A 20,435-nucleotide genomic window follows, 5' to 3' on the forward strand; every position below is an offset into this window, starting at 1 on the left:
TTCTTAGTTTAGGGCATAAACTATCTTTATCTAGTTTAGGGGGTAAACCAAAATGAAAGAATTGATGCGGGAGGCCGTCCAGTTGTTCGAAGAGGTCATGTTCCAAGGTGCGGAGCATGTCATCGAGGCGATGGACGGTGACGTCTGGCATGACTATTCGCTTGAACAGCTGCAGCTGCTCAAGCTGCTCGAACAGTTCGGTCCGATTCAAGCCGGCCAGTTGGCCCAAAAACAACGAGTTCATAAGAGCGCCGTCTCCAACCGGTTAAAAAAGCTCGTCGACAAAGAGCTCGTCGTCAGTCGACGCGGGCATGACCAGCGCGAGCGGTTGATTGAGTTGACGGAAGCCGGACATCGCATCGTCGAAGAAGCGGATGCGGCCGTCTACCGTTATGTCGAATCGTTGCTCGACGGAAATATCGAAGAGACAGAAATCGAACAGTTCGTCCGGACGTTCCGGAAAATTAAACAGCTGCTTCGAATTGGGGAGGAATAACACGTGCATAAAATCATCCAATGGCGCTGGGGCATCTTAATCGGTCTCATCGTCTTGACAGCCGCCTTGTTTGTGGCGGCCCCGAACTTGACGAAGCAGGCCGAACAAGCCGGCAGCTTCCAATTATCAGAGGATATGGACTCGCAGCGGGCGCAGGACATCTTGAACGCCGCCGGGAAGAGCGACAAGACAATTTCACTCGTCTATGAGTTCGAAACGCTCGGTGATGCCGAACGGGCCGATATTTCCCGGGTCATCGACGAGATGGAACAAAACGACACGGTCGTCAAAGACGTACTCGACCCGTTTGAAAGTGAAGAGACGGAAGCACAGCTCGTCTCGGAGGACGGCCGCATCGTGCTCGTCCCAATCACGGTCGAAGGGTCGATGGAAGACATCAACGCCTTCGCAGACGACGTGCGGGCGAACATTCTCCCGGAAGACGAGACGGTCTACATCACAGGTGAAGAAATCATCAACAACGATGTGAACTTGAGTGCGCAGGAAGGCTTGAAGAAGACGGAAATCATCACGGTCGTCCTCATTTTCGGACTGCTCCTACTCGTGTTCCGCTCAATCGTGACACCGTTCATCCCGCTCATTGCGGTCGGATTCACGTATTTATTGAGCCAATCGTTCGTCGCATTCTTTGTTGATTGGTTTGGTTTCCCGGTCTCGAACTATACGCAGATTTTCCTCGTGGCCATCTTGTTCGGGATTGGAACCGACTATTGTATTTTGCTGCTCAGCCGGTATAAAGAAGAGCTCGGCGCGGGTCACGCGATTGAAGATGCCATCGTCAACACGTACAAAACGGCAGGGCGGACAGTCCTCATCAGCGGTCTCGCCGTGTTCGTCGGCTTTGCGGCTATCGGTTTCGCCGATTTCCCAATCTTCAAATCAGCCGTCGCCGTCGCGGTCGGGATTGCTGTCTTACTGTTAATCTTGTTCACGGTCGTGCCGTTCTTTATGGCGACGCTCAAGCATCGTTTGTTCTGGCCCTCGAAAAAGGCGGGCGAACATCACGACAGCCGCCTCTGGGCCGGATTCAGCCGCATCTCGGTCAATCGGCCGTTCGTCTCGATTCTCGTCGTCGCGTTGATTACCGTACCGGTGTTGTTCACGTATGACGATGCCCGGTCATTCAATACGGTCGATGAGATCGGTGACGATTATGATTCCGTACGCGGCCTCAACTTGATTTCAGAAGGATTCGGGCAAGGGGAGTCGCTGCCAGTCCAAGTCATTTTGAAACAAGACGGCGACCTCTCCGAAGCGGAGATTCCGTATATCGAGAAGTTCTCGAGTGAACTTGAAAAAATCGATGGGGTGAGCGGCGTCCGTTCGGTGACGCGTCCGACCGGTGACGTCATCGATGACTTTTACGTGGACACCCAGCTCGAACAAGTGAGTGCAGGATTGACGGAAGCCGAGACTGGCCTCGGTGACGTCCAGGATGGACTCACGCAAGTGGAAGCTGGTCTTGACGCCGTCGTCAATCAATTGCCGGGCGGTTCAACGAACGCCGGTGCCCCGCTCGCGGAAGCGGCAGCGGGACTCGGTCAATTGAACGCTCAGCTCGGTCTGATTGGCCAAGGACTCACGGCGACGCAAAATATTCCTGCGACCGTAACGCAGCTCGGGCAAGTGTCGGCCGGTCTCGGTCAAATCGAGGCAGGCATTAACGAGGCAGCTACGGCATTGACAGCACAAGGCGCCCAAGCCGGGGAACTCGGAACGGGTCTCGGACAACTCGCTGCTGGTGTCGGTGAAGCGAACGCAGGGCTCGTTCAAATCGAGACAGGCATCAATGAAGTGGCAGCATTCCTATCAGACCTGAGTAGCTCGGACAGCCTGCGCGATACGGGCGTCTATCTACCGGAAGGGACGCTCACGTCAGAGGAGTTCGCTCCAGCTGTCGAGCGCTACGTATTTGACGACGGGACGGCGACACAGCTCGAAGTCATCCTCGAGATGGACCCATATTCGCCGGAAGCGATTGACACGGTCGAGACCGTGAAAGCGACGATGGACCGGGTCGTCACCGATACGCCGTTCGCGGAGGCAACGATTGGGTATGCCGGTATCTCGAGCATTAACAGCGACTTGAATGAGACGTCGACGAACGACTTCAATCGGACCGTCGCCATCATGCTCGTGACGCTGTTCATCGTTTTGACGGTGTTGTTCCGGTCGATGATCATGCCGCTCTATATGATCGGCTCGCTCTTATTGACGTATTACACGTCAGCAGCCATCACGGAGCTCATCTTCGTCGAAGGACTCGGCTATGACGGCATCAGTTGGGCCGTTCCGTTCTTCGGATTCGTCATGTTGATCGCGCTTGGCATCGACTATTCGATTTTCCTGCTCGACCGGTTCCGCGAGGAGTCGATTAACGGAATGACGGTGCGCGACGCGCTCGTCCATTCGATGACGAAGATGGGGACGGTCATCATGACCGCGGCCGTCATTCTTGCCGGTACGTTCGGGGCGATGATCCCGTCTGGCGTGCTCAGTCTCGTCCAGATTGCGACGATCGTCATCACCGGACTGTTGTTATACGGATTGATTGTGTTGCCACTGCTCATCCCAGCAATCACGGTATCGTTCGGGGACGGGGTATGGTGGCCGTTCAAACAAAAAAGTAAAGATAGAGACTAAATTTTGCGATGGACAGCACAACAATTGTTGTGCTGTTTTTATTTGTTGAGTCAATGTCAGCGAAATGGAGAAAGACGGACTTGAGATTAATAAAAATACGCCGAAATATAATATAGATCTTTATTCTATTGAAAGTAGGCAATAATTATGGTGAATCATTTTGAAAAAATGAGTTCGTTGTTTGTATCGCGCATGGTGATTATTTTATTTTTCCTCTCTTATCCGATCATGGGTGTTTTGTATTGGATGGGGGAGCTCGCGGGGCAAGGCGCAGTCAATTTTATTCTGATAGGCGGTGTCATTCAAGCCGCATCATGGCTGGGCCATCGCTTCTATGTGGAACATACTTGGTTGAAGTATGGGCTCGTCACGTTGATGTACATTGCAGCTTCAGCAATTATCTTGACGCTGCCAGGTACTGCGATTCAAAATATCGTCTTTCTGTATATCGTATTGATGTTGATGTACTTGAATCGGCATCTTGTGCTGTACGGCAGCATTCTCGCGCTTATCGTATCGGTCGGAGCTGTATTGATTGGGCGTTTTTCATTTGAAACGCCGCTCGATCTCGTCATTTGGTTCACTGTGCTCACAATGGCTTTGTCTGGCGCATACTTTGTGTCATTCTTTGGTGCGAAGTTGTTACATGAGACGTTCACGCAACAAGAAAAGTCAGAACAACACGCTAGCGAAATCGAGCTAACGATGGCGAAGACGACAGCGAGTGCGACCACACTTCATGGGGCCGTCTTCACGATGAATGATTCAGTCGACTCTGTCACAAATGCTTCGGAGCAAGTGACAGAACAAATCGGTTTGATGACGAAACGGACGTCGGAACAAGCAGGTCTGATTCAAAACGTCGCTTCGCAAATTCGTTCAACTGTACAGGCGTTTGAGCGGATGCAACAACAGCTCCAGGAGACGACGTCTCAAGTGAGTGGGGTCTTGCAGGACGCTCATGTATCGCATGAAAATATGGACTCGACAGAACGGTCGCTCGCTGAACTGAACTTAAGTATCAGTGAAGTCAATCATGCGTTTAAAGGATTGGCGGAGCGTTTCCAAGAAGTGCGGACCATCACGGGTACGATCCAGCAGATTTCGTCTCAGACAAACCTGCTGTCGCTCAACGCTTCAATTGAAGCAGCGCGAGCGGGGGAACACGGAAAAGGATTTGCAGTCGTCGCGTCCGAAATTCGGAATCTATCGGCTCAAACGGCCCAAGCCTCATCTCAAATCAATGATATTATCCAACTCGTCATGCAGGAGGTGCAAGTGACGGAACGTGCAATCGACGGTAGTACAGAACGTTTATCGACGCAGGAAGAACAAGTCCGTAAGAGCGGGACATCGATTCTCTCCATGATCCAAACGACAGGAACGGTCGCAAGCACCGTGGATGAGACGTCGACACAGCTCCAAGTCGTCGCATCAGAACTGAACAAAGTTCACCAAGTGACTTCCCAAATGTCGGCACTAATGACAGCGCTCGAAGTGAACAGTCAAGACGTTCATGTGCTGACGATGTCACAGCAAGAAGCGTTAGCTTCGTTGAAAGATCAAATTGAAGAACTGAACGAGATTGCGAACGAACTCGTCTAAACGATGGACACGCCTTTACAAATAGGCGTGTCCATTTGCGTATACATCTCTTCCAAAACGGGAACAGTTTTGCGTCAGTCCTAAAATGAGGAGGAATCGCATATGGCAATTACAATCACCGCTATTTTGAAGGCACATCCGGGGAAAGAGGACGAGTTACGGCAAGCGCTCGATGAGGTCATTCCTCCGTCGCGACAAGAGAAGGGGTGCCTGACGTATGTGCTCCATGAGTCAATCGATGCCCCGGGCACGTTCGTGTTCTATGAAAAGTACGAAGACGAGATGGCGCTTGACCATCACATCAACTCACCACATTACCAAGCATACCGAAAGGCAGCTGAGACGCTACTCGCCGTCCGTGACGTGTACCGTCTGCGTGAAGTCTGAAAGGAGAAAGGATTATGATTACTCAACCGATTATCCCGTGCATTTGGTTCGAAGGCGACGTCGAGGCGATTGCGGAGTGGTACGTGTCGAGATTTCCTGATTCATTCGTCGACTATACGACGAAACTGACGGATACGCCATCAGGTGAGACGACGATTGTGACCGTCTCGCTGGCGGGACAGTTCTTTCAACTGCTCGGTGCTGGTCCGCTGAAGGAGCGCAACCCGTCCATCTCATACATGGTTGCGTTCCCGACGTCGGAAGAAGTGGAGACGCTGTGGAACGAGCTTGTGGAGGGGGCAGAGGTGCTCATGCCGCTCGACACGTATGATTTCAGTGAGCGCTACGGCTGGTTGAAAGACAAGTACGGTGTCTCCTGGCAAATCATGCATAGCGGCGGGATGGACATCCAGACGGTGACCCCGTGCTTCTTGTTCGTCGGAGACGTGTTCGGTCGGGCCGAGGCGGCGATGAACGACTGGATCTCCATCTTCCCGGATTCTTATGTGCTCGAAGACCATATGATTCGTTACGAAGCGACAGACGGTCCAGAGTTGGAAGGGAAGCTCAATTACGCCCGCTTCGTCTTGTCCGGACGCGAGTTCGTCGCCATGGACAGCGCGGAGAATCATCAATTCGCCTTCAATGAGATGCAGTCGCTGATCGCATTTTGTGAGTCGCAAGCCGAGATTGACGAGTACTGGGCCAAGCTGTCGGCCGTCCCGGAAGCGGAACAGTGCGGCTGGCTCCAAGACCGGTATGGTGTCTCCTGGCAAATCGTGCCTTGGGAGATGGAAGAGATGCTGACGACCGGAACAAAGGAACAATTGGCGCGCGTGACGCAAGCGTTCTTACCGATGAAGAAAATCGATGTCGCCGCTTTACGAAACGTCTACTGACCAAAACAAGCCGTCCCGATTACTTCGGGGCGGCTTGTTTGTCGTTTGGTGTGAAGTCGGACAGGGCGTCCTTCTCAATCATTGTATCGGATAAGCGAAGCTGTTCGGCGGCCTCGTCAATGTATGGTTCACATGCTTGAAGCGGTAAGTCATCACCGGTTTCGACCGAATAACACATGCCGCCACCGACCGGCTCTGTCAAATCCGGGACAAAATAGAGGTCGTCGTAGCGGAACGAGCCGTTCCGGAACACGGTCAAATTGGGCTCGTCGTCGAGGAGCGAACTTCCAAGCATGTACGTCGGTGTCATCCCGAGCAAATCGAGGATGGTCGGGGCCAAATCGACTTGACCGCCGCTCGCATTCACCGTCTGACCTCGTTCGAGTCCGGCCGGTTTGATGAATAACGGGACGGAACGGTCAAGCTGGAACAGGTCGACCGTGGAGTCGGCACCTGCTTTCACGGCCATCTCGTCACCGGCAGCGGTCAATCCGCTGTCGTGGTCGCCATAAAAGACGACCAAGGCGTCGTCCCACGTTCCGTTGGCTTTCAGTCGTTCAATCATGAGACCGACGGCGGCATCGGTGTAGTGGACGGTATGATAATAGTCTTGGAGGAGCGGGTCCTCGTATTCCGATAAATCCAACCGTTTCTCCTCGTCCGGAATCTCATACGGCGTATGGCTCGTCAACGCGACCATGAAGGAATAGAACGGCTCGTCCAACGTGTCCAAGTGGTCGACCGATGTCGTCAGGAACTCCTTGTCGCCGACGGCCATACCGATGACCGGATCGGCCGGATAATCGTCTTGGTGGAAGAAGTGATTGTAGCCAATCTGCTCATAGAAGTTGGCACGATTCCAAAACTCCTTGTCGAACGCATGCATCGCGGCCGTATCATAGCCGGCTCGTCGTAACTGCTCAGGCAAGGCGTCAAACGTGTTCGTCGCATACTGCGTGTATACCGACCCCGATTTGACAGGGTATAGCGAGGCGTTGACGGTGAATTCCGCATCAGACGTCCGTCCCTCGTGCGTCTGATGATAAAAATTCGGGAAATACAGCATCTTGTCGAGGAGCGCATTCAGATTCGGCGTCAGTTCTTGCCCGTTAACCGTCTGGCCGATTACGGACGCTTGGAACGACTCGAGTTGGACGACGATGACGTTCGTATCGGCTGTGGTCTCAACTGGTTCGGTCGCTAACGCTTCGATTTGGTTGCGCTCCCGTTCTGTCAGGTCGTCATCGAGATGAAGGGCGTCCTGAATGCCGCGGAATGCATCGAGGCCGTGATAGCCCCAAAAGCCGAGCTGATAATACTCGCGCATATTCGAAATCGAGCTTTTCCGGTGATCTGTTTCGGCGTAATGAACGACGGTCGGGACGGTAAAGACGATGAAGCCGATAAGAAAACCGGCGACCGCCAAACGGCGACCGAGACGTTTCGGTTCCGTGATGGGGTGTCGCTTCATATAGAGGAGGACAGCCGCGTAGACGAGCAAGTCCGTGAACAAGATGAAGTCGGGCGCTTGAATCAGTGTCAGAAAGCCGCCCCCGACGTCTCCCATCTGGCCGATATCAGACAGTAGGGCGGCCGACAGCAAGTTACCGAAATAGCGGTAGTACCAGACGTCCGAGATGAGGAGCGTGCTGTGCAGAAACAGCGACGCGAACAAAATCCAGCGGCGCGTCTGTTGTTTTATGAGTAGCGCCCAACTCGTCATCATCAAGATGGTCGCTAGATTGATGAACAAAAAGCGCAGGTCGAACGCGCTCGCCGTCAACAGACTGAATAGGAACAGCTTGGCGAGGGAGAGCGATAAGTAACTCCAATAATCGAGATATTTCATGAAAGGCCTCCAAACGTTACGGACAAAGTGTGTTCTCTGTCATGTACCTGTTCGAAGACGGCGAAAAACATGAGGGTGTGCGATTTTAGCAATAAAAAAAGCGAGGCAGCGCCTCACTTGATGACAAACGTGTCCCGGAGCTCGATAATCGTGCCTTCCGGGGCTTTTAGTTTACTTAAATATCCATCGACGACGAAGTAGATGTTCCCGCCGCGCTTTGGTAGGAACGTCACGCCAAGTGATTCTAGCCGTCTCACTTCCGCTTCGAGGTCATCGACATAAAGCGCGAAGTGGACCGGGCCGGCCACATGCTTCGAATACGGTGACAACGTCTCATCGACTTTCGCCGTTTGGAGCTCGATATAAAAATCACCGAGTTTAAGCCAGCTATTGAACGCGCGCGTATGAAAGTCGGGCGACTCCTGAACGAGCTCGAAGCCGAGCGCCTCATAAAATCGTTTGGATGCCTCATAGTCGGGCGTTTGGATGCAGAGATGGTGGATTTGTTTCATGATGTCACTCCTTTCTTTTAGTTTATCCAATCAACGTTCTGAACGGAACTTTTCTTCACGTGAGACGTATAGGACACCAAGGAGGGAATGATGATGAAAATCCAATACGAATTGACAGAAGACGACTATATCCGGTTCAACTTGAGCCATATTAAACGTTCGAAAACAGGAAAGCGGATGATCCTCTTACAGCGAATCATCGGACCACTTATCTTTTTAGGCGCTGCTTTCGTGCTGGCGACGTGGCTCCAAGAGACGGACTGGTGGCTATATGGCATATACGGGGTCGCGAGTATTCTTTGGTTCCTGTATTATCCGAAATACTTTGAACGGCATGTCCGGAAGCAGACGCGGCGTCTCATCGACGAACGCAGCAACGAAGGCATGATTGGTCCCCACACGATGGATTTGGAGGAGACTGGTCTGCGCGATTTAAATGAGTTCGGCGAGACGCGTGTGTCATGGGCAGGAATCAAGGAAGTCGTCGAGGAGGACGATTATGTGTATCTATACAACTCCTCGGTCAGCGCCTATATCTTGCCGAAGCGCGGACTGGACATGGAAGAGGTGCGCCGATGGCTGCCGATACGCTGACGATTCAACTTGTCGATGACACAAACCGGGAGGCTGTTGTCGCCTTGACCGTCGCTTCTGACCAAGCTCGCTTTATCGAAACAAACGCCGAATCGCTTCGCGAGATGGAAACCGATGTCAAATATGCGTGGCAGTGCTATGCGCTTTGTCGCGATGAGCATCCCGTCGGCTTCATGATGATTGGGGCCGAGAACAAGGTGGAGCGTTACATCTGGCTCGATCGATTTATGATCGATGTGACAGAGCAAGGGAAAGGCATCGGTTCAACATGTTTACAACTTACGATTCAGTGGATGAAAGAACGCTTCGATGTCGATGACCTCATCCTCAGTCTGCATCCGATGAACGAACCGGCGAAACGGTTCTATGCGAAGGGGGGATTTGTCGACAGTGGCCTGATTGATGAGGCGAACGGGGAAGAGATTTGGGTGTATCACGTCAAACAGGGACAGCCGTCATAAGTCGGCCGTCCCTGTTTTCGTCGTCGTTGAGCCTTGAACAGCACTGCCCGCTTTGAAAAAGAGAACGATCGCAGCCACTCCGAAAATCGAGATGAACACGTTTTGGAGCAGCACATCGACGAACATCGGCTCGCTGGAGAACGTGCCCGTCGCAATTTGAGCATTCCAGCGGGTGAACGTGGCGATGCGTTCAAGCGTGTACAAGAGACCGGACATGAACAAGCAAGCGGTGGCAACCAGTAATAGCGTCAATCGATTCAAAAAATGACCTCCTAATATCTGATATCCTGATTTTACCATTTACTATCAGTGGGAGGGAAGTACTTATCGCTTCGCCGTGAGCGGTCGCAATTGTTTGACCCGAGCCAAGACAATCCAGCCGAGCACGGACCCAGTCACGCTCGAGGCAAGGAAGGCTGGAAAGAAGAACAGCGCCCCGAACTCGGTCCCCATCAATAACTTGGCATACGGGACGGCGACGAGCGAAGCGATGAGGCCGGTCCCGATGACTTCACCAAATGCGGCGAAGGCTACGCGGTTCGTCCTCATATAAAAGATACCTGCGAGCAGTGCGCCAATCATGCCACCAGGGAACGCGAGGAGCGACCCAGTACCGGTCATGACACGGACGAGTCCGGTCACGAACGCGACGAGAACGGCCCCGATCGGTCCGACGGTGACGGCGGCGATGACGTTCACCATATGTTGAATCGGATAGGCACGGGCGACACCGGTCGGAATCGAGATGAACAGGGAACCGATGACGGCGATGGCGACGAGCATCGCCATCCAAGTGAGTTGTTGAATACGCATAGATAGTCTCCTTTCAAAATGAAAACGCCACTTCTCCAAGTGGAAAAGTGGCGTGGAAAAACAGACGAATCCCACACCACTTCCCTACGCTGGTATGAGCCAGATCAGGTTCGAAGGGTCCGGCGCATGCCGTCTCAGCCCGAAGGCTCCCCTAGTGGTCGTTTATTAACATGAGTATAGCATACCGTCATTTGACGCGGTCGAGCTTTCGCGGTCGGAACGTGACATAGGCGATGCCGACGAATAGGCCGTACAGCAAAAGGGAAAAGACGAGATTAATCAACCACGGGAGTGTCCCCATGAACACGGCGACGGACGCGTTTTGAAACCAGACGAGCGAGAGCGACAGCCCGACAAAGCTGAGAACGAGCGTTGTCCAAAAGCCGACAGCTCGGCGCTTGAACAGACGCCAAACGAGCAGCCCGATGATGAGACTGACGACGGCCGTCGCCCCTAAGTACATATACAAGATGGCATCGACCGGGTATGAGTAATATACAACGTCCATATCGTTTCCTCCTAGGAGATGATGAAAGAAAGGGTGAACAGGATGAGACAGGCAATCCCATGGCGTGACCGATCGTTTCGTGAACGGTTCGAACGATGGATTGAGGCAAACGTGCCGAATGCGAGGTGGCACGTGATCAAAGATACCGATTTGACGTACTTGCTTGTTGGCGCGCTCGATGAGGAACGTTACTACGCCAAAGCGGTGACCGATATCAGCCGCGGCGAGGCCGGATTGTCGGCGTTTCTGGCCGAGCGGCATCCTGATTTCGTGCCTGACGTCATCGCCATCGATTCAGCCCGGAACTGGTTGCTCATGCGAGACATCGGCGGAGAGGCGCTACGTGAACGACCGGACGTGAGTCGATACGAAGCGGCGTTGCGTCAATACGCACAGCTGCAGCGACAGGAGGTCGACCAGATCGAGACCTGCTTGTCTTACGGCATCCCGGACCGTCGACCGGCCAAGTTGAAGGGCGAAATTCGCACGTATTTACCTGAGCTCTGCGCCGGGCTCGAGCAATACAAAGCCGAGGCTATGCTCGCGCTTCAAGATGAATTGATCGCGATGTGCGATGAGCTGGCGATTGGGATGCCGATGAGTCTCGAGCACGGTGATTTACACGGCGGCAACATCTTCTGGCGGGAACGGACGAATGATTTGTGTATCCTCGACTGGGGCGACGCGACCGTCACGCATCCGTTTTTCAGCGTGCGCGTGTTTTGGAACGCGCTGTACGACTTATTGCCGGAAGAAGACGAGGTCGCCTGGTATGAACAGATTCAAACGATGCGTACGGTTTACTTGGAAGCGTGGAGCGGCGTCGCACCCAAGGACGTACTTTGGCGTCATCTATTGATCGCCGAAGAGCTCGGTTGCGTCTATCGTGCCTTGTCGTGGCATGTGTATGTGACGAGGTACCGGTACGATGTAGCTGAGTCGAGCGATAAGCCGGCGCAATGGCTCAATTTGCTACTCGAGTACCGGGACTTGAAACGACGTGTCCCATAAGTCATTCATGTTTCTCGAGTAGGTTTTCATAATCCGTCTCGCTCCAAAACAGCGGAGCAATCGACTCCGGCCCTTTGAAGATCTCACCGTCCCGGTCATAGACGATGGCATAGCCACCCTCGACCTCAAAGACGATCAAATCGGCCTTCACTTCCTTGACCCCGTTCCCAGCGATGATGACGTTCTCGAGCGGGTCACGCGCGACTTGCACGCCCCATTCGTCGAGCTCGACGATGAGTGCGGACGTATAAGCGTGACGGTTATAGAGCGCCTGAAACTCGTCTTCGGTCAAAACGACGTCCGTCGGTGGGGCACTCGTCCCATATTTCCGTTTTTCAATCTCTTCGACGAATTGAAGGAACGATGCTTCTTGCCAAAACAGCGGGGCGACCGACTCGGGACCGTTAGCGATGTCCCCGTTCTCGCTCTCATAGACGGTGGCGTACGTGCCGTCATCGAGTTTGAACGGATGAATATCGGCGTATGTATGCTGGATGCCGTCGCCGGCGATGACGACGTGCTCGAACGTCTCGCGGAACGGTTTGAGACCATCGTTCTCGAGTGCCGTCAAGAGCGGCGCTACTTTTTCGTATTGGTCGAAGACGTCCTTAAAATCTTCTCGCGTCCAAGCGGTGATGTCTTCGGACGACGGCTCATTTGTATCGGCTGGGACGATGGGTTGCTCAACGGAATCGGTGCACCCGGTCAATAAAAACACACTGAATCCGAGTAGGCCTAGGCGTTTCATCAATCAAACCTCCTAAGAAAGTTACATTTTTTTCCTGTTATCAATGAGCGTAGCATGTTTGCCAGTCATTGAGAACCCGGGTACTTTCTCGCTCAGGGTTGCCGCTTCAAGTAGCGGTCGAGTGCCTCGTGAAAGCGTTGTTGCTGCTCGAACGGGATGTCATGATCGGATGCGGGACCATAGCGAATCAGATGATAGAGCGAGGCATCGATATCTGTCAGCTCGATGCGCTCGAACCAGTCGACGACCGTCTCATTCGTCCGAAGTTTTAACTCAGGGGCGAGCGACGCGTTGAACGTGATCAGCCAATCCCTCAGTTCGATATTCGTGAGCATCGGGAACGTCCGTGCCTCAATCGATGTGTCCGCGTTGAGAGACAGTGGCGCCAAGGCATTCTGTCTACTAGAAAACGTGAATCCTTTCCCCCGTCGACGACGCAGCCATCTACGCACGCCATAGACGGTCAACCCGATGGCGGCAAGGAAGGCGAACAATGTGCCGAGTCCGCCTGGGGCATCACCATTCCCGCTACCAAATTTGAATTTGAGCATGTCTTCCTTCACTTGCCGTTCTCCATCGTTTCCCTTCTCATCGGTAGAACCCAAATCAATACCACCTTTTGGCGGTGGTGCCTCTTCTGGCTTGCCCATTTCGATCACACTGATTGGAGCAGGTGTATTGATTGTTTGGAACCAACTGAACGTCTCCTTGCTGATAAAGACGAACATCACTACGAGACAAGCTGTCACAACAAGGAACCCTATAAATCGAGATGACCACTTCATCTTTTCCCTCCTTATCGGAATGTTCAGACTATTTATTGTCTATATTACCATAAACAGGTAAACTTCGAATAAGACATCTACCAACGGAGGGGAACGAAATGGGAATCGAAGCGGTCATCAAACAGTTGAATGAAGTGTATTTGGGGAAAGGTGAAGTCGTCCGGCTCTGCTGCACGGCGCTTCTCGCCGAAGGGCACATCTTGCTCGAGGACGTACCTGGAACGGGGAAGACGTTGCTCGCCAAAGCGATCGCCGGCAGTTTGGACGGGTCATTCTCGCGCATCCAATTTACGGCCGATTTGCTCCCGTCCGACGTCATCGGGACCGACTACTTCAATATGAAGACGCAAGGCTTTGACCATCGGCAAGGTCCGATTTTCGCGAACGTCGTCCTGATTGATGAAATCAACCGGGCCGTCCCGCGCACCCAGTCGGCGCTGCTCGAAGCGATGGAGGAACGACAAGTCTCAATTGGTGGGAAGACGTATCCGATGCCGAAACCGTTCTTTGTCATCGCCACGCAGAACCCGATTGAATCGGCCGGGACGTTCCCGCTCCCAGACGCGCAACTTGACCGGTTCCTCATCTCGATTCCGGTCGGCTATCCGGACGCCGCCGAAGAGCGGGAACTGTTGTTGCAAGTGTTGACCGAGACCCGCAAACACATCGAAGCCGTGACGTCACTCGCCTCGCTGCAAGAAGCACAAGCCGAGACGAGACAAGTCGCGATTCAAGACGATGTCCTCGATTATATGCTCGGTCTCGTCCATGCGACCCGGGCGCACGCGTCTGTCGAGGTCGGGGTCAGCCCGCGCGGCGCGATCGCGTTGCTCCGCGCGTGTCAAAGCTATGCCTATTTGGCCGGCCGGCTATATGTCATCCCGGAAGACGTCAAAGCCGTGGCGCCGTACGTGCTCGCCCATCGCATCAGCTTGACGCTCGAAGGCGGCATCAAGTCGACCAAAGCGAACGTCGTCGCGCACATTCTGGACACGGTGCCCGTGCCGGTCGAGGGCTGACGGATGATCCTGTCCACGCACGCCTCGTTGCAGCGCCGGCTCCTCCCTATATATCTCGTGAGCGGAGCCATACTCGTGTTCTTCCCGTACGTCTATGGGTTGGGCTATCTATGTTTCATTATAGCGAGTGCGATTTGGATGCTCGAGCGGACGCGGCAACAACTTGAGCGGCACATCGATCTCCGGTTCACACAATACGAAGAATTGCTGTTTGTCGGAGATGAGAGTCGGCTCGTGTTGGTGGTTGATGGGGTGGACGAGTTGAATCGGCTCGGACTACCACTACGGGTTCGTTTGAAGTCGAGCTCAGGGATCAGCTTTCCGGCGCATGAGCGCCTTCCGAACGTGCTCGACTATGAGGTCGATGTCGGTCGAGCCCGGCACGAATTGGTCGTGCGCGCCGAGTATCGCGGTCCAGCCATGTTCGAGGAATGCGTCATCGCCGTCACGCTCCCGTTTCGCCTTGGGACGTATTTGTATGAACGACCGGTCGATACAGAGTGGACCGTGCTTCCATCGCTCCTGTTACATCCACCGGTCGGGACGAAGCGGCTAGCGCTCGGGGACCGGCCACTTTTGGCGTCACCGCTTCGAAATCCGTTGCAACTGATCGGGTCGAAACCGTATGAAGGGGAACCGGTGAAGGAGATCGATTGGTATGCGACCGCAAAACTCGGACGACTGCAGTCGAAAGTGTTTCAACAGACGACGCTCGATACGTTCACGTTCGCCTTGGATTTGACCGGTCCGTCCGGTTATACGCTCCATCACGACTTTGAATCGCTCATCAGCCAAACCGCCTTCGTCACATCGCGCCTGTTAAAAGAGGACTGCAAAATCGAGTTGTTTTTAAATCGATTCAATGAGGATGGGACGATGCTCCATGTCCCGCTTCAGGAAGGCGAGCGCGGCATACGCTTCATCTTGCTACAGTTAGCGACGATTCACCCAGGCAATCGCTTCATCTCGACAGACGCCTTTACGCGGATGGTCGAGCGAAAACGATTGAAGCAAAGCCACCTCGTCTCGTTCAATCAACACAATCTGTACGATTGAACAGGGAAATGTCGGATTTTGGCGAACTCTTTACGTATGAATTGGGTCAAAAGGAGAGAGACATATGCCAAAACGGAAATTTGCCAATCGTCGAGACTGGGAACGGATTTTGCAACATCGCTACGCGCAAATGGAGGTACATGATGACCGTTTCTCCGGGACCGTCGCCTTGTTTCAAATCGATGCGGTCCGCGCACCTCAATATAAGATGCACAAGGGAGAAGAGTTCATCGTCGCCGACGCTGGCTACGCCTGGCTCCAATATTTCCCGGACGACGAGCAGTTCGGTGTGACCGTCATGTTTAATGATGAAGGACACATCGTTCAATGGTACATCGATATCGTCGAAGCGATCGGATACGAGGACGGAATCCCGTATATGGACGACTTGTTGCTCGACATCCTCATCTTCCCGAACGGGGACGTCGTCCGCAAAGACGAGGACGAGTTCGAGGAAGCGACGGTGGCCGGAGAACTGACGCCGGAGCTCGTCGAGCAGGGCTGGCGTGACTTCCATGCGACGCTCGACCGGATTGAACGTCGGGACTTCGTCTATTTCGACTTGGCGAACGAGCATTACACCGAGTTAAAGCAAAAACTTTGAACGACCTGTTCCCTTTGGTACAGTGAAAGAAAAAACAGGGGGACGAATCATGAAAATCATCAATACCGAGACGTGGTCGCGCAAGAAGCACTACGAATTCTTCAAGGCGTTTGACGCTCCACATTTCAATGTGACGGCGAGCGTTGATGTGACGAAGTTACATACGCACGCCAAACGGACCGGCCAGTCGTTCTTTAAACTGTTCTTGTACGGTGCTGTCAAGACGGCGAACGCCATCCCGGAGCTTCGCTACCGCATTCGCGGCGACGAGGTCATCGAGCACGACGTCGTACATCCATCGTTCACCGTCATGATGGACGATGACGTCTTCAACTTTTGCACGGCGACCTATAAAGACGCGTTCCCGGACTTTATGGAAGAAGTGACGGCCCGGATGAGCGGGGCGAAACGGGAAGTCGTTGTCGGCGACGATGAGCCGGACAGTCTGCTTTACATCACGAGCGTGCCTTGGGTCACGTTCACGAGCATCAGCCACCCGACACACGACCAACAGCATGATACGGTGCCGCGCATCGCCTGGGGCAAATTCACGGAGACCGGTGACCGGATGACGATGCCGCTCTCGGTCCAAGCCCACCATGCCCTCGTCGATGGCGTCCATGTTGGGCGCTATTACGAATTGTTGCAAGCGTGGCTTGATGACTTGAGTGACTTGGAAGTTCAAACCCCAGAAGAGAAGGGGCTCGACGAAGCGATTCGTCTCCGTGAGAACGGAGAGCTCGAACGGGCGAAGCAGCTGTTCCTGATGTTGCTCCGGCAAGACGAGAAAAATCCGCGCCTCCATGCCCATTGTGCTTCGTGTTATGACTCGCTCGGCGAAGAGCGTCAAGCCGTCCCACATTATGAACGGGCGATTCGGCTCGGGCTTGCCGGCGAAGAGCTCCGTGAGACGTATATCGGACTCGGTAGCACGTACCGGGCGCTCGGCCGCTACGAGGACGCTGAGGCGTTGTTCGCCAAGGCGATTGAACAGTTCCCAGACATCGGGGCGCTCAAAGTATTTCAAGCGATGACCCATTATAATCTCGGGCGCCACACTGAAGCGACCGGTACGTTGCTCGAACTGCTCGCAAGCCCGGAGCCGGATGACAGCATTAAACGGTATCGTCGCGCCATCGTGTTTTATGCGCGTAACTTGGACGAGACATACGATTAAGGAGAACCGGATGATCACACTTCAACCGATTACAGAACAAAACTGGTATACGTGCTGTCAGCTCACTCTGAGTGACGAGCAACAAGCGTATATGGAACCGAATGCGATTTCGCTGCTGCAAGCGATGTATGAACCGACGCTGCGGGCGTATGCGATTTACGAGGACGAGACGATGGTCGGGTTTCTCATGTACAATACGGTACTCGAAGAGTTGGACGCGCGCTGGGTGTATCGCATTATGGTCGACCATGCGCACCAACGAAAAGGGATTGGACGCAAAGCGACCGAACTCATGCTGGAAGAAGTAGAACAGCTCGGCACCGAACCGATCGTCGTCGGTTACCATCCTGACAATACGGGCGCGCATCGATTATACGAAAGCTTGGGCTTTGTCGATGAAGGCAATCGCTTCGGCCGGGAGATGGCGGTCATTCGCCGTGCGTGACAAGACGAGGCAACTCGTCTTTTTTTTGAGACAAATTGATTGACCAGTCTATTTTCTCGTGTTATATTTATCTCGAATTAAAGATAATTAAATTTAAAGTATTGTTTTCTCTCAGTAGAGGAGGGGAACACATGGAAGAACGACAAACGTTAAAAGCGATTACGGTGTTACTTCGGGCCTCACAGTCGATTCAAGACGTGGTCAAGCAAGAGGTTGCCGAGTACGGGCTGAACCCGACCGAGTTCTCGGTGCTCGAACTGCTGTATCATAAAGGCGATCAACCGATTCAAACGATCGGCAAAAAGGTATTATTGACGAGCGGGAGCATGACGTACATCGTCGATCGGCTCGAAGCGAAAGGCTACTTGATTCGCAAAGCCTGTCCGAGCGATCGGCGCGTCACGTATGTGGCGCTTACTGAAGAAGGGCGCACACTCATGTCGCGCATCTTTCCGGCCCATGAACAACGAATGGACGAGCTGTTCGACGGCCTCGATTTAGCAAATACAATTACTCAATTGAAGACAGTCGGCAAACGCGCCGAAGCGTCAAAAAATTTTAACTGATTATCTCGAAATCAAGATTTTAAGGAGCGATTCGAATGAACCATGTAAAAGGAATTCACCACGTGACGGCGATTACGAGCAGCGCCGAGAAGAATTATGACTTCTTTACGAACGTCCTCGGAATGCGCCTCGTCAAAAAGACGGTCAACCAAGACGACATTCAGACGTACCACTTATTTTTCGCCGATGACAAAGGCAGCGCTGGAACAGATATGACGTTCTTCGATTTCCCTGGCATCCCAAAAGGCGTGCATGGGACGAATGAAATCGCCAAGACGTCGTTCCGCGTCCCGACCGACGAGGCACTCACGTATTGGGAACGTCGCTTCGACCGCCTCGGCGTGAAGCATGAAGGCATCACCGAGCAGTTCGGCAAGAAGACGCTCGCGTTCGTCGACTTCGACGAGCAGGCGTACCAGCTCATCTCAGATGAGTTCAACGTCGGTGTCGCGTCAGGCGAGCCGTGGCAAAACGGCCCGGTGCCGCTCGAGTACGCCATCACGGGTCTCGGTCCAATCTTTATCCGCATCGCGGATTTTACGTATTTCAAACAAGTGATGGAGCAAGTCATGTTGTTCGAAGAAATCGGACAAGAAGGCGATGCGCATCTCTTTGAAGGAGGTGAGGGTGGAAACGGGGCGCAAGTCGTCGTCATTCATGACGAGACGTCACCAGTCGCGCGCCAAGGGTTCGGAACCGTGCATCACGTCGCTTTCCGTGTCGATGACCGCAGTGTCCTCGATGAATGGACGGCACGATTGCAACAGTTCGGGTTACCGACATCAGGCTATGTCGACCGCTTCTTCTTCGAATCGTCTTACGCACGGGTCGCGCCGCAAATCCTGTTCGAATGGGCAACGGACGGACCAGGGTTCATGGGCGATGAACCGTATGAGACGGTCGGTGAGAAATTGTCACTCCCGCCGTTCTTAGAACCGAAGCGGGAACAGATTGAAGCGATGGTTCGACCGATTGATACGGTCAGAAGTACAAAAACGTTTGAGAAAGAATATGAGGGCATGAAATGAGCTTTTTAAATCGTTTGTTCGGTAAACAAGAAGAACCAACCAACTCACAAGGGGGAACTAACATGTTGAAAATTGGAATCGTACTCGGATCTACTCGTGAAGGACGCGTCAGCCCGCAAGTCGGAGAATGGGTGAAAGAAATCGCGAACAAACGCGGTGACGCTAACTATGAAATCATCGATATCGCAGACTACAGCCTCCCGCTTCTCGGCGAGCCAGGCGGCGACGCAACAGGTGCCGCGGCATGGTCTGAGAAAATCGCGGAGATGGACGGCTTCGTCTTCATCGTCCAAGAATACAACCACTCGATCACAGGTGCGCTCAAAAACGCCCTCGACTACTTACGCAACGAATGGCATAACAAAGCAGCCGGTATCGTCTCATATGGTTCGGTCGGCGGCGCACGTGCGACAGAACACTTGCGTGGTGTCTTGAGCGAGCTCTTGATCGCTCACGTCCGTGTCCACCCAGCGCTCTCGCTCTTCACAGACTTCGAGAATGGGACACATTTCGCACCGAAAGACGTTCAAGTCCAATCGGTCAACGACATGCTCGATCAGCTCGTCCCATGGACAGAAGCGATGCAGACGGTCCGTTCGAAAGCGGCAGAAGCTGCGAATAACTGATGACTCGACCAGCCTTTTCACGAGGCTGGTTTTTTTGTGCGCTTTTTAGTCGGGTCGTGTAGAGTGAGAGGGGAAGAGGAGGATGGACATGTGGACTAGAAAAATCATCGCGGCGTCACTTACGACCCCGGTTTATTCGTTCTTGTTGGCATGTTGGGTCGTCATCCCGCAATATCCGGATAGCGGAGGGATAGCGGACACGGTGAACGGGCTTCTCATGTTGACGGCCACCTATTTGTCAGTCAGTTTCCCGGTCATCGTCACGTATGGGGTGTTGACATCAGTGTTCAGCGACTGGGTGGCACGCCGAATGTCGATGCGGTTCGAGCCGCTCGTCTCGTTTGGCTTACATATCGGGTTCGGACTTGTTTTGCTCTGGCTTGGTGCAGGAGCGGCAGTTTTATATTGGATGATTGACCGCTACTTGTCGCATAAAGACTGTCGATTCGAAACGAGACAGGCTTGGTCGAGTCTCATCATCCCAGTCGGTGTCGTAGTGGCGGCTTTTGGCATCGTCTATTTGGGCGGTGTGATGCAAGACGTGATGCATCGTTTATAAGGGTGAAAGTTGGCAGGATAGGG

The 20,435-nt window shown here is 53.4% G+C and carries 24 protein-coding genes and 1 riboswitch; of the genes, 17 read left to right on the top strand and 7 right to left on the bottom strand.

The features are described from left to right. The first annotated feature begins 52 nt into the window (after positions 1-52). The 5 genes from KNP68_RS02395 (at position 53) to KNP68_RS02415 (ending at position 6,051) form a co-directional block, all read left to right on the top strand. Positions 53-496 carry a MarR family winged helix-turn-helix transcriptional regulator gene (locus KNP68_RS02395; protein ID WP_214755958.1) on the top strand — a complete coding sequence of 148 codons (444 nt, stop codon included), beginning with the start codon at positions 53-55 and terminating at the stop codon, positions 494-496. A 3-nt stretch (positions 497-499) separates the two neighbouring features. Beyond that, positions 500-3,160 (top strand): MMPL family transporter, encoded by a 2,661-nt coding sequence (locus tag KNP68_RS02400; RefSeq protein ID WP_029594446.1) that lies wholly within the window; start codon positions 500-502, stop codon positions 3,158-3,160. A 147-nt stretch (positions 3,161-3,307) separates the two neighbouring features. Further along, on the top strand, positions 3,308-4,765 hold the full coding sequence (locus KNP68_RS02405) for a methyl-accepting chemotaxis protein (protein ID WP_034779733.1): 1,458 nt from the start codon (positions 3,308-3,310) through the stop codon (positions 4,763-4,765). Between the two features lie 102 nt (positions 4,766-4,867). Continuing rightward, positions 4,868-5,152 (top strand): putative quinol monooxygenase, encoded by a 285-nt coding sequence (locus tag KNP68_RS02410; RefSeq protein ID WP_029594448.1) that lies wholly within the window; start codon positions 4,868-4,870, stop codon positions 5,150-5,152. A 14-nt stretch (positions 5,153-5,166) separates the two neighbouring features. Further along, positions 5,167-6,051, top strand: a complete 885-nt coding sequence (locus KNP68_RS02415; RefSeq protein WP_029594450.1) for a VOC family protein — start codon at positions 5,167-5,169, stop codon at positions 6,049-6,051. Positions 6,052-6,070: 19 nt separating this feature from the next. On the opposite strand, the gene KNP68_RS02420 is transcribed toward KNP68_RS02415, so the two are convergent. Together KNP68_RS02420 and KNP68_RS02425 are read right to left on the bottom strand one after the other, a co-directional pair. After that, positions 6,071-7,900 carry an LTA synthase family protein gene (locus KNP68_RS02420; RefSeq protein WP_214755959.1) on the bottom strand — a complete coding sequence of 610 codons (1,830 nt, stop codon included), beginning with the start codon at positions 7,898-7,900 and terminating at the stop codon, positions 6,071-6,073. 113 nt (positions 7,901-8,013) lie between these two features. Beyond that, a complete protein-coding gene (locus KNP68_RS02425) occupies positions 8,014-8,412 on the bottom strand; it encodes a VOC family protein (protein ID WP_214755960.1) in 399 nt (132 codons plus the stop codon). Positions 8,413-8,505: 93 nt separating this feature from the next. Here KNP68_RS02425 and KNP68_RS02430 point away from each other — a divergent pair, with 93 nt between their 5' ends. Beyond that, positions 8,506-9,006, top strand: a complete 501-nt coding sequence (locus KNP68_RS02430; protein WP_165569440.1) for a YcxB family protein — start codon at positions 8,506-8,508, stop codon at positions 9,004-9,006. Next, on the top strand, positions 8,988-9,467 hold the full coding sequence (locus tag KNP68_RS02435) for a GNAT family N-acetyltransferase (protein WP_021065869.1): 480 nt from the start codon (positions 8,988-8,990) through the stop codon (positions 9,465-9,467). The genes KNP68_RS02430 and KNP68_RS02435 overlap by 19 nt, the downstream gene beginning before the upstream one ends. On the opposite strand, the gene KNP68_RS02440 is transcribed toward KNP68_RS02435, so the two are convergent. From KNP68_RS02440 to KNP68_RS02450, 3 genes are all read right to left on the bottom strand, one after another. After that, complete coding sequence (locus KNP68_RS02440; RefSeq protein WP_131472135.1) at positions 9,462-9,728, bottom strand: hypothetical protein; 267 nt, start codon at positions 9,726-9,728, stop codon at positions 9,462-9,464. The two genes, KNP68_RS02435 and KNP68_RS02440, sit on opposite strands and share 6 nt — an antisense overlap. Positions 9,729-9,791: 63 nt before the next feature. After that, entirely contained in the window at positions 9,792-10,280 is a 489-nt protein-coding gene (gene thiW, locus KNP68_RS02445) for an energy coupling factor transporter S component ThiW (protein ID WP_131472137.1), read from the bottom strand. A gap of 64 nt (positions 10,281-10,344) precedes the next feature. Continuing rightward, positions 10,345-10,443, bottom strand: a riboswitch (TPP riboswitch). A gap of 24 nt (positions 10,444-10,467) precedes the next feature. After that, positions 10,468-10,788, bottom strand: a complete 321-nt coding sequence (locus tag KNP68_RS02450; protein WP_214798549.1) for a hypothetical protein — start codon at positions 10,786-10,788, stop codon at positions 10,468-10,470. A gap of 42 nt (positions 10,789-10,830) precedes the next feature. On the opposite strand from KNP68_RS02450, the gene KNP68_RS02455 reads away from it, so the two are divergent. Then, positions 10,831-11,799, top strand: a complete 969-nt coding sequence (locus KNP68_RS02455; protein ID WP_214798552.1) for an aminoglycoside phosphotransferase family protein — start codon at positions 10,831-10,833, stop codon at positions 11,797-11,799. Between the two features lies 1 nt (position 11,800). Here KNP68_RS02455 and KNP68_RS02460 read toward each other — a convergent pair whose 3' ends face one another. Both KNP68_RS02460 and KNP68_RS02465 read right to left on the bottom strand, forming a co-directional pair. Continuing rightward, positions 11,801-12,547: a hypothetical protein gene (locus KNP68_RS02460; protein ID WP_214755962.1), complete on the bottom strand. Its 747-nt coding sequence runs from the start codon at positions 12,545-12,547 to the stop codon at positions 11,801-11,803. Positions 12,548-12,639: 92 nt separating this feature from the next. Then, positions 12,640-13,332, bottom strand: a complete 693-nt coding sequence (locus tag KNP68_RS02465; RefSeq protein ID WP_214755963.1) for a hypothetical protein — start codon at positions 13,330-13,332, stop codon at positions 12,640-12,642. Positions 13,333-13,430: 98 nt separating this feature from the next. On the opposite strand from KNP68_RS02465, the gene KNP68_RS02470 reads away from it, so the two are divergent. From KNP68_RS02470 to KNP68_RS02510, 9 genes are all read left to right on the top strand, one after another. Then, a complete protein-coding gene (locus KNP68_RS02470) occupies positions 13,431-14,351 on the top strand; it encodes an AAA family ATPase (RefSeq protein ID WP_021065876.1) in 921 nt (306 codons plus the stop codon). 3 nt (positions 14,352-14,354) lie between these two features. Then, positions 14,355-15,407 (top strand): DUF58 domain-containing protein, encoded by a 1,053-nt coding sequence (locus KNP68_RS02475; protein ID WP_214755964.1) that lies wholly within the window; start codon positions 14,355-14,357, stop codon positions 15,405-15,407. Between the two features lie 64 nt (positions 15,408-15,471). Further along, complete coding sequence (locus KNP68_RS02480; protein WP_214798556.1) at positions 15,472-16,011, top strand: ribonuclease FAU-1 family protein; 540 nt, start codon at positions 15,472-15,474, stop codon at positions 16,009-16,011. Positions 16,012-16,060: 49 nt separating this feature from the next. Further along, positions 16,061-17,188, top strand: a complete 1,128-nt coding sequence (locus KNP68_RS02485) for a tetratricopeptide repeat protein (RefSeq protein WP_131472153.1) — start codon at positions 16,061-16,063, stop codon at positions 17,186-17,188. 10 nt (positions 17,189-17,198) lie between these two features. Continuing rightward, positions 17,199-17,633: a GNAT family N-acetyltransferase gene (locus KNP68_RS02490; RefSeq protein ID WP_131472155.1), complete on the top strand. Its 435-nt coding sequence runs from the start codon at positions 17,199-17,201 to the stop codon at positions 17,631-17,633. Positions 17,634-17,764: 131 nt separating this feature from the next. After that, entirely contained in the window at positions 17,765-18,199 is a 435-nt protein-coding gene (locus KNP68_RS02495; protein WP_131472157.1) for a MarR family winged helix-turn-helix transcriptional regulator, read from the top strand. A gap of 35 nt (positions 18,200-18,234) precedes the next feature. After that, positions 18,235-19,227: a ring-cleaving dioxygenase gene (locus KNP68_RS02500; RefSeq protein WP_131472159.1), complete on the top strand. Its 993-nt coding sequence runs from the start codon at positions 18,235-18,237 to the stop codon at positions 19,225-19,227. Continuing rightward, positions 19,224-19,853, top strand: coding sequence for an NADPH-dependent FMN reductase (locus KNP68_RS02505; protein WP_029594468.1), 630 nt, complete (start codon positions 19,224-19,226; stop codon positions 19,851-19,853). The genes KNP68_RS02500 and KNP68_RS02505 overlap by 4 nt, the downstream gene beginning before the upstream one ends. 88 nt (positions 19,854-19,941) lie before the next feature. Next, positions 19,942-20,412, top strand: coding sequence for a hypothetical protein (locus tag KNP68_RS02510; protein ID WP_131472161.1), 471 nt, complete (start codon positions 19,942-19,944; stop codon positions 20,410-20,412). Positions 20,413-20,435: the final 23 nt, after the last annotated feature.

It is taken from the genome of Exiguobacterium sp. s50, from assembly GCF_018618175.1.
GTDB classification, from domain to species: domain Bacteria; phylum Bacillota; class Bacilli; order Exiguobacteriales; family Exiguobacteriaceae; genus Exiguobacterium; species Exiguobacterium chiriqhucha.